At 42.6% G+C, this 11,110-nt stretch carries 24 protein-coding genes and 1 pseudogene; all 25 read right to left on the bottom strand.

Annotated features, from left to right (window positions below):
- Positions 1-166 (bottom strand): bL17 family ribosomal protein (locus DV63_RS14545; protein ID WP_020982446.1); only part of this gene is annotated, 166 nt, incomplete at its 3' end.
- On the bottom strand, positions 166-1,200 hold the full coding sequence (locus DV63_RS14540) for a DNA-directed RNA polymerase subunit alpha (protein ID WP_000864528.1): 1,035 nt from the start codon (positions 1,198-1,200) through the stop codon (positions 166-168). The genes DV63_RS14540 and DV63_RS14545, both read right to left, overlap by 1 nt.
- An 11-nt stretch (positions 1,201-1,211) precedes the next feature.
- Positions 1,212-1,838 carry a 30S ribosomal protein S4 gene (gene rpsD, locus DV63_RS14535; protein ID WP_000135247.1) on the bottom strand — a complete coding sequence of 209 codons (627 nt, stop codon included), beginning with the start codon at positions 1,836-1,838 and terminating at the stop codon, positions 1,212-1,214.
- A 9-nt stretch (positions 1,839-1,847) separates the two neighbouring features.
- Positions 1,848-2,243 carry a 30S ribosomal protein S11 gene (rpsK, locus tag DV63_RS14530; protein WP_001129279.1) on the bottom strand — a complete coding sequence of 132 codons (396 nt, stop codon included), beginning with the start codon at positions 2,241-2,243 and terminating at the stop codon, positions 1,848-1,850.
- A gap of 22 nt (positions 2,244-2,265) precedes the next feature.
- Entirely contained in the window at positions 2,266-2,628 is a 363-nt protein-coding gene (gene rpsM, locus DV63_RS14525; RefSeq protein WP_000090809.1) for a 30S ribosomal protein S13, read from the bottom strand.
- 3 nt (positions 2,629-2,631) lie between these two features.
- Positions 2,632-2,745, bottom strand: coding sequence for a 50S ribosomal protein L36 (gene rpmJ / locus DV63_RS14520; protein WP_000868339.1), 114 nt, complete (start codon positions 2,743-2,745; stop codon positions 2,632-2,634).
- A gap of 78 nt (positions 2,746-2,823) precedes the next feature.
- Positions 2,824-3,042, bottom strand: a complete 219-nt coding sequence (gene infA, locus DV63_RS14515; RefSeq protein ID WP_000090248.1) for a translation initiation factor IF-1 — start codon at positions 3,040-3,042, stop codon at positions 2,824-2,826.
- Positions 3,042-3,803, bottom strand: coding sequence for a type I methionyl aminopeptidase (gene map / locus DV63_RS14510; protein ID WP_001008108.1), 762 nt, complete (start codon positions 3,801-3,803; stop codon positions 3,042-3,044). The genes infA and map overlap by 1 nt, the downstream gene beginning before the upstream one ends.
- The gene (gene secY / locus DV63_RS14505) at positions 3,803-5,065 is read right to left on the bottom strand and encodes a preprotein translocase subunit SecY (protein WP_001030187.1); all 1,263 of its coding nucleotides are present in this window, start codon (positions 5,063-5,065) and stop codon (positions 3,803-3,805) included. The genes map and secY overlap by 1 nt, the downstream gene beginning before the upstream one ends.
- A 37-nt stretch (positions 5,066-5,102) precedes the next feature.
- A complete protein-coding gene (gene rplO, locus DV63_RS14500; protein WP_001951315.1) occupies positions 5,103-5,504 on the bottom strand; it encodes a 50S ribosomal protein L15 in 402 nt (133 codons plus the stop codon).
- Positions 5,505-5,521: 17 nt separating this feature from the next.
- Positions 5,522-5,965: a 30S ribosomal protein S5 gene (rpsE, locus tag DV63_RS14495; protein WP_001860543.1), complete on the bottom strand. Its 444-nt coding sequence runs from the start codon at positions 5,963-5,965 to the stop codon at positions 5,522-5,524.
- Between the two features lie 14 nt (positions 5,966-5,979).
- On the bottom strand, positions 5,980-6,336 hold the full coding sequence (gene rplR, locus DV63_RS14490) for a 50S ribosomal protein L18 (protein WP_000991865.1): 357 nt from the start codon (positions 6,334-6,336) through the stop codon (positions 5,980-5,982).
- A gap of 13 nt (positions 6,337-6,349) precedes the next feature.
- A complete protein-coding gene (gene rplF / locus DV63_RS14485; protein ID WP_000086592.1) occupies positions 6,350-6,886 on the bottom strand; it encodes a 50S ribosomal protein L6 in 537 nt (178 codons plus the stop codon).
- A gap of 10 nt (positions 6,887-6,896) precedes the next feature.
- Complete coding sequence (rpsH, locus tag DV63_RS14480) at positions 6,897-7,292, bottom strand: 30S ribosomal protein S8 (RefSeq protein WP_000245802.1); 396 nt, start codon at positions 7,290-7,292, stop codon at positions 6,897-6,899.
- 9 nt (positions 7,293-7,301) lie between these two features.
- Positions 7,302-7,487 (bottom strand): type Z 30S ribosomal protein S14, encoded by a 186-nt coding sequence (locus tag DV63_RS14475; RefSeq protein WP_001085694.1) that lies wholly within the window; start codon positions 7,485-7,487, stop codon positions 7,302-7,304.
- Between the two features lie 9 nt (positions 7,488-7,496).
- Complete coding sequence (rplE, locus tag DV63_RS14470) at positions 7,497-8,042, bottom strand: 50S ribosomal protein L5 (RefSeq protein WP_000467379.1); 546 nt, start codon at positions 8,040-8,042, stop codon at positions 7,497-7,499.
- A gap of 12 nt (positions 8,043-8,054) precedes the next feature.
- A complete protein-coding gene (rplX, locus tag DV63_RS14465) occupies positions 8,055-8,276 on the bottom strand; it encodes a 50S ribosomal protein L24 (RefSeq protein ID WP_000834959.1) in 222 nt (73 codons plus the stop codon).
- Positions 8,276-8,644 carry a 50S ribosomal protein L14 gene (rplN, locus tag DV63_RS14460; protein WP_000616110.1) on the bottom strand — a complete coding sequence of 123 codons (369 nt, stop codon included), beginning with the start codon at positions 8,642-8,644 and terminating at the stop codon, positions 8,276-8,278. Before rplN ends, rplX begins: the two co-directional genes overlap by 1 nt.
- Before the next feature lie 2 nt (positions 8,645-8,646).
- The gene (gene rpsQ / locus DV63_RS14455) at positions 8,647-8,907 is read right to left on the bottom strand and encodes a 30S ribosomal protein S17 (RefSeq protein WP_001092746.1); all 261 of its coding nucleotides are present in this window, start codon (positions 8,905-8,907) and stop codon (positions 8,647-8,649) included.
- A 13-nt stretch (positions 8,908-8,920) separates the two neighbouring features.
- A complete protein-coding gene (gene rpmC, locus DV63_RS14450; RefSeq protein ID WP_000877884.1) occupies positions 8,921-9,121 on the bottom strand; it encodes a 50S ribosomal protein L29 in 201 nt (66 codons plus the stop codon).
- Positions 9,108-9,533 (bottom strand): 50S ribosomal protein L16, encoded by a 426-nt coding sequence (gene rplP / locus DV63_RS14445; RefSeq protein ID WP_000928961.1) that lies wholly within the window; start codon positions 9,531-9,533, stop codon positions 9,108-9,110. The genes rpmC and rplP overlap by 14 nt, the downstream gene beginning before the upstream one ends.
- A 2-nt stretch (positions 9,534-9,535) precedes the next feature.
- On the bottom strand, positions 9,536-10,240 hold the full coding sequence (gene rpsC, locus DV63_RS14440) for a 30S ribosomal protein S3 (RefSeq protein WP_000529972.1): 705 nt from the start codon (positions 10,238-10,240) through the stop codon (positions 9,536-9,538).
- A gap of 3 nt (positions 10,241-10,243) precedes the next feature.
- On the bottom strand, positions 10,244-10,612 hold the full coding sequence (gene rplV, locus DV63_RS14435; RefSeq protein ID WP_000030367.1) for a 50S ribosomal protein L22: 369 nt from the start codon (positions 10,610-10,612) through the stop codon (positions 10,244-10,246).
- Positions 10,613-10,621: 9 nt separating this feature from the next.
- The gene (rpsS, locus tag DV63_RS14430; RefSeq protein WP_000091385.1) at positions 10,622-10,903 is read right to left on the bottom strand and encodes a 30S ribosomal protein S19; all 282 of its coding nucleotides are present in this window, start codon (positions 10,901-10,903) and stop codon (positions 10,622-10,624) included.
- Positions 10,904-10,914: 11 nt separating this feature from the next.
- Positions 10,915-11,110: pseudogene (locus DV63_RS0209385) on the bottom strand (50S ribosomal protein L2); the annotation flags it as partial.

Below are 11,110 nucleotides of genomic sequence, written 5' to 3'. Positions count from 1 at the left end.
GAGCCGCTGTCGTTAATTTCTCAATGTAACTGCACAATTCCTTAGCTTTATAAATCCCTGTTTCAATTTTGTTATGCTCAATCAAAGCGATTGCTAAATTCTTTAATAACGCCTTTCTGTGCGAGCTGGTTCTCCCAAGCTTGCGGTATCCGTGTTTGTGTCTCATCAGTCGTTACCTCCTTTATCTTCTAATTTTTCTAATCTTTTCTTCAAACTTTCTCTTTGTTCAGGGCTTAATTCTGTGCCCACCGGATAGCCCAAATCATTCAATTTTTCAGCGATTTCATCATAGGATTTTTTACCCATGTTTTTCACACCCTTAAGCTCTTCTTCGCTCATCAACACGAGTTCGCCCACATACTTGATGCCGATTTTATCCAAGCAATTAAAACACCTAGCGCTCAAATTCATGCTCTCAATCTTAGCGCTCAAATCTTTAGCGTCATCTCTTTGGGCGTAATCGCCTGAATACTCCGTGTTAGCAATGGGCCTTTCGCCAAAAACACCCAATTGCTTGCTCATCACTTTCACCGCTGACAAAAACGCTTTATAAGGGTCAATCTGCCCGTCTGTTTCAATATCAAAAATGATTTTTTCATAGTTGGGATCGCCCTCAACCAAAACATTTTCAATCTCATAAACGACCTTTTTAATCGGCGTGAAAGAGCCGTCTAGCGGCATGTAACCCTCAGGCATCAATTCCCTTGTGTTTTCGCTTGGGACATACCCCATTCCTTTATAGATAATGAGCGAAAAATTCAATTGAGCGTCTTCGTTGATTGTGGCTAGAGGCATTTCAGGATTGACGATTTCTATATGCTCAGAATTCAAATCCCTAGCCCTAAGCTCCATAGGCCCTTTAAAAGAATAATCCACCACAACCGATTGGTTTTCTAAAGAGCTATCCTGCCCCACTAACGCCTTGGCTATAAAACGGATATTCTTTAAATTCATGATAAAAAGCGACACGTCTTCAGTAACCCCCCTTAATGAATCAAACTCATGATGGACGCCTTCAATCTTTAAACCTACGGGAGCATACCCCACAGAGCTTAAAAGCAAGAGCCTTCTAATAGGATGAGCGAGCGTAACAGCGTAACCAAACTCAAATGGAGCCAGAGAAATCTTAACCCGATTGCCCTCTTTCTCTAGCACCTTAATTTCTGATGGGATCAAAGGTGCTGTTTTGATAACTTTCATGCTCTAACCCCTTACTTAGAATACAATTCTACAATGAGTCTTTCTTCAATAGGGACAACCACTTCTTCTCTTTCAGGGTAGCGGGTGAAGATGCCGTATTTTTTATCTTTTTCCACATCAATCCATGGCACAATCCCTGTTTGAGCTGTCAATTCCATCGCGCGCACCACTTGAGGGTTGCTCTTGGTTTTTTCTTTGATCTCAATTTTTTGCCCTGAACGCACGAAATAAGAGGGAATATCCAAACGCTTACCATCCACAAGCACATGCCCATGCGTTACTAATTGCCTAGCAGAGCTTCTAGTGGTCGCAAACCCCATGCGATAGACGACATTGTCCAATCTTCTTTCAATCAAACGGATAAGGTTTTCACCCGTATTGCCGTCCAAGCGATTGGCTTCCACAAAAATACTCCTAAATTGCTTTTCAGAAATGCCATACATCATTTTAGCTTTTTGCTTTTCTTTCAATTGCAACCCGTAATCAGAAGTCTTAGCGCGTCTTTGCCCATGCTGGCCTGGTCCATAAGCCCTTTTATCTAGCGCGCTCTTCCCGCTCAATCGCCTTTCACCTTTTAAAGCTAAAGAAACCCCAAAACGCCTTTCTAGTCTTTCTACTGCGCCTCTATATCTTGCCATAAAGCCTCCTTACACTCTTCTTCTTTTAGGGGGTCTGCAACCATTATGAGGGAGCGGGGTGATGTCTTTAATCCAAAGCACTTTAACGCCCTCTGTCGCGCCCACGCTCTTAATAGCGGTCTCACGCCCACTGCCTGGCCCTTGAACCTTAATGCCTACTTCTTTAACGCCATGCTCTTTAGCCTTGCTTAGAGCGCTTTCTACAGCTTGTTGGGCCGCATAAGGGGTGGATTTTTTAGAGCCTTTAAACCCTAAACCGCCCGCCGTGCTCCAGCAAATCACATTGCCCATTTCATCAGTGATAGTGATGTTGGTGTTGTTAAAGGTCGCTGAAATATAAACAACCCCTCTAGCAATATTCTTTTTGACTACTTTCTTTTTAGCCATTACATTTCTCTTAGCCATTAAATCATCATCTCCTTATTTGCTACTTGCTGCCCACGGTCTTTTTCTTACCCTTACGAGTCCTAGCGTTATTTTTAGTGGTTTGGCCTCTCACAGGAAGACCCTTACGGTGCCTGATCCCACGATAATTCCCTAAGTCCATTAAAGATTTAATATCCATTTGAACTTTTTTACGCAAATCGCCCTCTACTAGGTAGCTTTGCTGGATTTTTTTAGCGATGCTAGACACTTCATCTTCGCTCAATTCATGCACACGCTTGTCAAAAGAAATGCCCACCGCTTCTAAAATCTCTCTGGAACTCTTAAGCCCAATCCCATAAATATAGGTAAGGGCATACTCCACTCTCTTCTTTTTTGGTAAATCCACACCAGCAATCCTTGCCATGCTTTATCCTTGTCTTTGTTTGTGTTTAGGGGTAGCGCAGATCACTCTAATAACGCCCCTTCTTTTAATGATTTTGCACTTATCGCACATCTTTTTCACTGATGGCCTGACTTTCATGATTGTTCTCCTTTGAAAAAATTAGGCACTACTAAAAACTTTTATACTAACATATTTTCATTGAAATAACCCTTAAATTCATTTATATCTAAAAGTTATCCGACCCTTGTCTAAGCTATAGGGCGTAAGCTCTAGCTTGACCCTATCGCCTAAAGCAATCCTGATATAGTGCATGCGCATCTTTCCAGAAATACGGCACAACACCACATGCTTATTGTCTAATTCCACCTTAAAAGTGGCGTTAGGCAACGCCTCAATCACTTTCCCATCCACTTCTATAACATCATCTCTTGCCATTAACGCTCCGTAAGAATCACTGCTTTATTGCCAATTATGGCGATAGTATGCTCATGGTGGCTTGTGTTAAGCCCATCCACTGAAACCACGCTCCACTTATCCGCTAGTATTTTAGGCTCGCCCTGTTTTTGACACACCATAGGCTCTAAGCAAAATACCATGCCCTCTTTGATTTTAGGGCCGCTATTAGGTTTGACGCCTTTTTCTAGGTAGTTGGGGATTTCTGGCTCTTCATGGGGTTTTTTACCAATGCCATGTCCGCAAAATCCCTTCAAAGGCACAAAGCCTCTTTCTACAATAGCGCCCTCTAAAATCTGACTCAACTCCTTAAAATGCATGCCCACTCTAATTGAACTAATGGCATGCATCAAGCTCTCTTTAGAGCAAGCGAGCAATTTTTCATCTTGCGGGCTTATCGCGCCTATGGGAATCGTGAGAGCCGAATCGCCATAATAGCCATCCATCTCCACCCCCAAATCCAAGCCTATAATATCCCCTTCTTGTAAAACATAATCCGTAGGAATGCCATGAATAACCACTTCATTTAAGGACATGCACACAGAGTTGGGGAATCCATACAGCCCCTTAAAAGCAGGCCTGGCATGGGAGGATTTGATAAAATCTTCAGCCATTTTATCCAGCTCTAAAAGCGAAACCCCAGGCCTTACTTCTCGCTCTAAAAGGGCTAACGCTTGAGCGGTTAATTCCCCGGCTTTTCTTAGAGCTTTGATTTCTTTTGGGCTTTTAATAGAGATCGCCATTAAAAGCCTACCGCGCTTAAAGTTTTATACTTGCTCATGTAAATTTGCGCTTCAATCTTTTTCATGGTGTCAATAGCGACTTGAACCACAATCAGCACCGCCGTGCCTCCAAAGTAAAAAGGCACGCCCATAGCCTTAACCAAAATCCAAGGCACGGTAGAAATGAGCGCTAAATACAATGAACCCCACAAAGTGAGCTTACTCGCTACAGAATTTAAAAACGATGAAGTCCCCTCTCCAGGCCTAAGCCCTGGAATATACCCGCCATTACGCCTTAAATTATCCGCAATATCCTTAGAGTTGAACACGATAGAAGAATAAAAGTAAGCAAAAAAGATAATGAGTAGGAACATCAAAATATTATACGCATACCCTTGCGGGCTTAAAAAATCCGCAACCGCTTGCAAGGTTTTGTTGCTTGTGGCTTGCTGTAAAATCGTAGAAGGGAACACGAGCAAAGCTGAAGCGAAAATAGGGGGGATCACCCCGCTTAAATTCAACTTAATGGGAATGTAATTCATGATGCGCTTGTTTTGGTTTTGCATCACCACTTTACGCGCATAAGAAATAGGGATCCTGCGCTCAGCTAATTCCACATAGATAATCGCAAAAATAGTCGCTAAAACAATCAGCACAATACCAATGAGCATTAAGATATTGATTACGCCCGTATTGACCAAATTGAATGTGCCTGAAATAGCTGATGGGATCCCTGAAACAATCCCGGCAAAAATAATGAGACTGATCCCATTCCCCACGCCCCTTTGCGTGATTTGCTCCCCTATCCACATGAGCAGCATCGTCCCTGTAAGCATAGAAAACGCTGAAACGATCATAAAGACTTGCATATCAATCATGATCGCTCCATTGGCTCCTCCACTAATGCTCCTTAAGCCTACTGATACGCTCACCGCTTGGATTAGAGTGATTAAAATGGTCAAATAGCGCACAATTTGCATGTATTTTTGCATGCCGTCTCGCTCTTTTTTCATTTTAGCCAGGTTGGGGAAAGTCGCGCTCAAAAGCTCCATGATAATTGAAGAAGTGATATAGGGCATGATACCCAAAGAGATGATGCTCAAGCGAGAAACCGCATTCCCGCTAAACATGTTAAACAACCCCAAAGCGTTGTTGGAATTGCTGTCAAAAAAAGCCTTGATCGCTGCTAAATCTACGCCAGGAATGGGGATATAAGCTAAGACTCTGTAGAGAAATAAAAAACCCAAAGTGATGAGTATCTTACTGGCAATAGCTTTATTCATATTAACTTATTCCTCTCCAATCAAGCTGATAAGGGCATTACTTCTGCCCGCTTGTTTTGATTCTCTCATCTTTAATTTTAGAAGCCAAGTTTTTAGCGTCTTTACCAATCAATTTCACGCCTTCAATATAAAGGGGGAAATGGTGTAAAGCGTGCAAGCTTGAAAAAGTGATTTCTTCTAAATCCTTAATCGCTTCATTCTTTTCTACATTGATAGAATAGATATGAGAATCTTTAGTCCTAAAACCTATTTTAGGCAAACGGCGTTGTAAGGGTTGCTGCCCCCCTTCAAAGCCTCTTTTAGCCTTATAGCCTGTCCTTGCGGTTTGGCCTTTACCGCCTCTTGTGGCAGTCTTTCCCATCCCACTTCCTTGACCACGGCCCACTCGTTTGATTTTTTTAACGCTACCTTTAGCCGGTTTTAAATTTTCTAATCCCATCATCATATCCTTTTTAACTACGCCTTGATTTTCGCTAAAGCGTCAAAAGTCGCGCGCACCACATTATAGGGGTTGTTGGAGCCTAAAGATTTGGTGAGAATATCTTTAATGCCTGCTAATTCCACGATAGGGCGCGTTGAACCCCCAGCAATCACTCCCGTTCCCTCACTTGCCGGTTTGAGTAAAATACGGCTTGCGTTGTATTTATGCTCAATGTCATGAGCGATAGTCGTGCCTTTAATCGTTACATGAATCAGGTTTTTAAACGCATCATCTACCGCTTTTTTAATCGCATCAGGGACTTCCTTAGCCTTGCCCAAACCAAAGCCTACAAGCCCATTTTTATTGCCCACAACCACTAAAGCGTTAAAACGAAACCGCCTACCGCCCTTAACCACTTTGGTTACACGGCCAATATTCACAACGACTTCTTGAAACTCTTCTCTGTTAATCTCTTCCATACCTTTCCTTTCTGTCATAGAGCGATCCCGTTCTCTCTCAAGCTTTCAGCAAACGCTGCCACCACGCCATGATAGAGGTAACCATTCCTGTCATAAACCGCTCGCTCAATCCCTGCTTTTTTCAATTCTTCAGCGAAGAGAGCGCCTAATTTTTTAGCGTCTTCTTGCGTGTTTTTAAAGCCCATTTTCCTGCCGTCAATATGCGTTATAGTGCTTTGTTTAACATCATCAATCGCTTGCGCATAGAAATAGCGATTCGAACGAAAAACGCTCACCCTAGGCCTTAATTTATCGCCCAAGAGCTTGCTTTTAATCCTTAATTTTCGGCGATCTCTTAAGGCTTTCTTTTTATACAATGCTTTCGCGTTCATCACTCCACCTTATTTATTTTTTAGCTGTTTTACCAGCTTTTCTAATAATGACTTCATCGCTGTATTTCACGCCCTTGCCCTTGTATGGCTCTGGGGGTCTGAAGCTCCTGATTTCAGCGGCGACTTGCCCTACTTTTTGCTTATCGCTCCCTTTGATTGTGATCGTGTTTTTTTCCACCACCATTTCAATCCCTGCTGGAATGGGGTATTTCACCGGGTGGCTAAAACCCAAACTCAAGTCCAAAGTTTTATTGCCCAAAGCCACCTTATAGCCCACGCCATTGACTTCTAAAGTCTTACTAAAGCCGGTGCTTAAGCCTATTACAATGTTGTTGGCTAACGCTCCATAAGTCCCCCAATAAGCCCTAGATTGCGCGTCTTCGCCCACAGGCTGGAAGCTCAATTGGTTGTTTTCAAGCGTGATTTTCACTCGGTTGTGGGTTTCTAACTCATGCTTTTCTTTGCTGTTTTTAAAAAGAAGCTTGCTCCCTTCAACGCTCGCTTGCACAGAGCTTGGAATTTCAATGATTCTTTTCCCGATTCTTGACATTTTCAATCCTTTACCAAATGCTGCAAAGCACTTCGCCACCGACATTTTGTCTGTAAGCTTCTTCGTTGGTGATCACCCCTTTAGAAGTGCTTACCACAATCACACCATAGCCATTTTTAAAGCGCTTCAACTCGTTTTTTTGTTTATACACACGGCGACCGGGCTTGCTTAAGCGCTTCACTTCGCTGATTTTTGAATGCCCTTTTTCATCATAAGCCAATTGCACATAAACCGATTGTTTCTTGTCTTTATCTTTGATGTTGAAATCTTTAATGAAACCTTTTTCTTTAAAAATCTCTAAAATAGAAACCACGATCTTTGCGTAATAAAGCTGTGTGAATTCCAAGCGGCGCATAGAAGCGTTTCTCAAACGAGTTAATGAATCTGCAATTATATCATTTACCATATCTTATCCTTACCAACTAGCTTTTCTCAAGCCTGGGATGAGTCCCTCACTGCCCATTTTTCTTAGGCACACCCTACAAAGTCCAAAATCCCTATAAACCGAATGAGGTCTCCCGCAAATGCGGCATCTGGTATAAGCCCTTACTTGAAATTTTGGTTTCCTTTGAGCCTTTGCTATCATTGATTTTTTAGCCATATCAACCCCTTATCTCACTTTTGCAAAAGGCAATCCAAGCAATTCTAACAACTTGAACGCTTCTTTATCGTTGTCTGTAGAAGTTACCATAGTGATGTTCATGCCATGACTGACCATAATATCATCATAAACCACTTCCGGGAAAATCAACTGCTCATTGATCCCAAAGGTGTAATTCCCGCACCCATCAAAACCATTCCGTGAAATCCCCCTAAAGTCTTTCACTCTGGGTAAAGAAATCACAATCAGTTTTTCTAAGAAATTATACATGCGTTTATTCCTTAAGGTAACTTTCGCCCCTACCGCCATGCCTTCTCTGATCTTAAAGCCTGCAACGGATTTTTTCGCTTTAGTGATAACCGCTTTTTGCCCTGCAATCAAAGAAATCGTTTGCGCGATATTTTGCATGATTTTCATGTCTTTTGCGTAAGCCCCAGCGCCCACGCTGATAACGATTTTTTCTAGCTTGGGTAAAAGCATGGGGTTTTTGATGCCTAATTCTTGAGCGAGTTTTGCCCTCACTTCATTTTGATAAAATTGTTTCAAACCAAACATGTATCCAACTCCTTAGGCTTTCTTCACATTGGAAATGTGCATGGGCTTTTCTTTATGAATAAAGCCCCCTTTAGGGTTATCATCAGTAGGTTTAATCGCTTTTTTCACCACTTTACACCCTTCAACAACCACTTGAGAAGTCTTAGGCAACACCGCTAAAACCTTAGCGACCTTACCCTTATCGTCTCCTGCAATGACTTTCACCATGTCATTTTTTTTGATTCCGCTTTTCATTATACAACCTCCGGCGCTAGAGAAATAATTTTCATGAAATTAGCGTAACGCACTTCTCGGCTCACTGGCCCAAAAATCCTTGTGCCAACCGGATCTTTTTTAGCGTCCAAGATCACTGCTGCATTGTCATCAAAACGCACCAAAGAACCATTTTTCCTTTGGATTTCTTTTTTCGTTCTCACCACAACGGCTTTGACGACTTGACCGCGCTTCACCTTACCATTAGGGATGGCTTTTTTCACGGAAGCCACGATCACGCTGCCCACGCTCGCATAGCGTTTGTGGCTGCCTCCTAACACCTTAATGCACATGATTTCTTTAGCGCCGCTATTGTCAGCGACATTCAATCTTGTAAAACTCTGTATCATGCTTATACTCCCACTACTAAAATTTCTTTAAGCGTGAAAGACTTGGTTTTAGAAAGCGGTCTGCACTCAATCGCGCTCACAAAATCCCCTACTTTCACCTGATTGTTTTCATCATGGATGGTGTATTTTTTGAACTTTTTAACAATTTTGCGGTATTTTTCATGCACCACTTTTCTTTCCACAAGAATCACAGCGCTTTTTTCAGCAAACTTGCTGATAACCTTGCCTTGCACCAGCCTTTTATGTGGCTCTTTCGTATTCATTGCTTACCCTTTTTTACTCAACGCTAGAAGAATAATGCGCATTAATGGCTGTGTTAATGCGGGCGATATTTCTTCTGGCTTTCTTAATCTCGTTAGGATTACTCAATTGCATAGCCTTTAACTTAACGCGCAACTCAAAAAGCTCCGCTTTTTTAGCATGCAACAACTCTTCTAATTCCTTGATACTCTTATCTTTCAATTCAGTATATTTCATTTTCGCTCTCACAAGTTACAATTTTGGTTTTAAAAGGAAGTTTGCTCTGAGCTAACGCTAAAGCTTCTCTCGCTAGTCCTTCTTCAATGCCTAGCATTTCATAAACGATTCTGCCCGGCTTGATATTCATCACCCATTTTTCCACAGAGCCTTTACCTTTACCCATCCTGGTTTCTAAAGGCTTAGCGGTCAAAGGCTTATCAGGGAATACTCTGATCCACACCTTACCCGCTCTTTTAATGTGCCTTGTCATAGCCACCCTTGCGGATTCAATCTGGCGTGAATCAATCCTCCCATGCTCTATGGCTTTAATCGCAATATCCCCAAACGCAATAGAGTTACCCCGATGGGCTTTCCCGCGATTGCGCCCTTTCATTTGCTTTCTGTATTTTGTTCTTTTTGGCATTAACATGATTATTGCCTCCCTCTTCTGCTTCTTCTAGGCTCTCTTTCTTCTTTAGCCTCTTCTTTTTTCTCAAATTGGATGCCTTTTTGCAAAACTTCCCCTTTGAAAATCCACACTTTCACGCCAATAATACCATATACTGTCATCGCTTCAGCAAAGCCGTAATCAATCTTAGCCCTTAAGGTGTGTAAAGGCACGCGCCCTTCCATATACCATTCGGTGCGAGCGATTTCAGCCCCTGCTAAACGGCCAGAAACGCGCACCTTAATCCCTTTAGCACCGGATTTTAACGCCGCTTGCATGACCTTTTTCATCGCGCGGCGGAAAGCGACCCTTTTTTCTAGCTGGGTGGCTACATTTTCTGCGGCTAATTGGGCGTCAGCTTGGGGGCGTTTGACTTCTTTAATATTAATGGAGACTTCTTTTTTGATGAGCGTTTTTAAGCCTTCTTTGACTTTTTCAATATCCACGCCTTTTTTACCAATAATAAGCCCTGGGCGAGCCGCTACGACCGTAACGCGCAGTTTTTTAGCCGCTCTTTCAATCACAATCTCGCTCACGCCGGCATAATAAAGCTCTTTTTTAAGGAATTTCCTAATCTTATTGTCTTCATCAATATTGCTTGGAGCGGTGCGAGCGCTAGGGAACCATCTGGAAGTCCAATTCCTATTAATACCTAATCTTAAACCTACCGGATTAACTTTTTGTCCCATGCCCTACTTACCTTCTGCTTGATTTTTTTTATGGCTTTTAGAAGATTTCATTTCTTTCCCTTCTGCTACTTCTACGAATACATGAGATGTTGGCTTTCTAATGGCTGTGGCTCTGCCTTTAGCCCTTGGAATGGAGCGCCTAAGCACAGGACCAGCATCCACTCTGCAAGAAACAATCAGAGCGCTCTTAGCGTCTAAAGAGCCGTTAGCGACCGCAGAAGCCACCACTTTTGAAAGCGCTCTGGCCGCTTTATTGGGCGTAAATTCCAAACTAGCGATCGCTAATTCAGCGTTCATGCCTTGAATCTGCTTTGCAATCAATCTGGCTTTCGTAGGAGACAACCGCACAAATCTTAATAACGCTTTACTCATTCTACCCCCTTACTTGCCAATCTTTTTTTGGACACTGCCTTTGTGCCCTTTAAAAGTTCTTGTAGGAGCGAATTCCCCTAACTTATAACCCACATGGTTTTCTGTGATATACACAGGGACAAAAACCCTTCCGTTATGCACATTATAAGTAAAACCAATCATTTCAGGCAAAATGGTGCTTCTTCTAGACCATGTTTTAATCGGGCGGTTATCCTTACCCTCTTTTGCCTTGAGCGTTTTTTTCATCAAGTGGTCGTCTATAAAAGGACCCTTTTTAATTGACCTAGACATTCTTTAACCCTTTATTTATGTTTCTTTCTGGAAATGATGAGCTTGTCGCTAGCTTTTTTCTTTCTAGTTTTATAGCCCTTAGCCGGAGTGCCCCAAGGCGATACAGGATGACCGCTTGTCCCTGTTTTACCCTCACCCCCACCATGCGGGTGATCCACTGGGTTCATCGCGCTCCCACGAGTTTGTGGGCGAATGCCTCTGTGGCGG

Origin of the sequence: Helicobacter pylori FD535, assembly GCF_000296015.2 — a bacterium.
Taxonomy (GTDB): Bacteria; Campylobacterota; Campylobacteria; order Campylobacterales; family Helicobacteraceae; genus Helicobacter; species Helicobacter pylori_CT.
The sequence above is the reverse complement of the archived record's forward strand: the minus strand, read 5'-3'. Positions and strand labels throughout refer to the sequence as shown.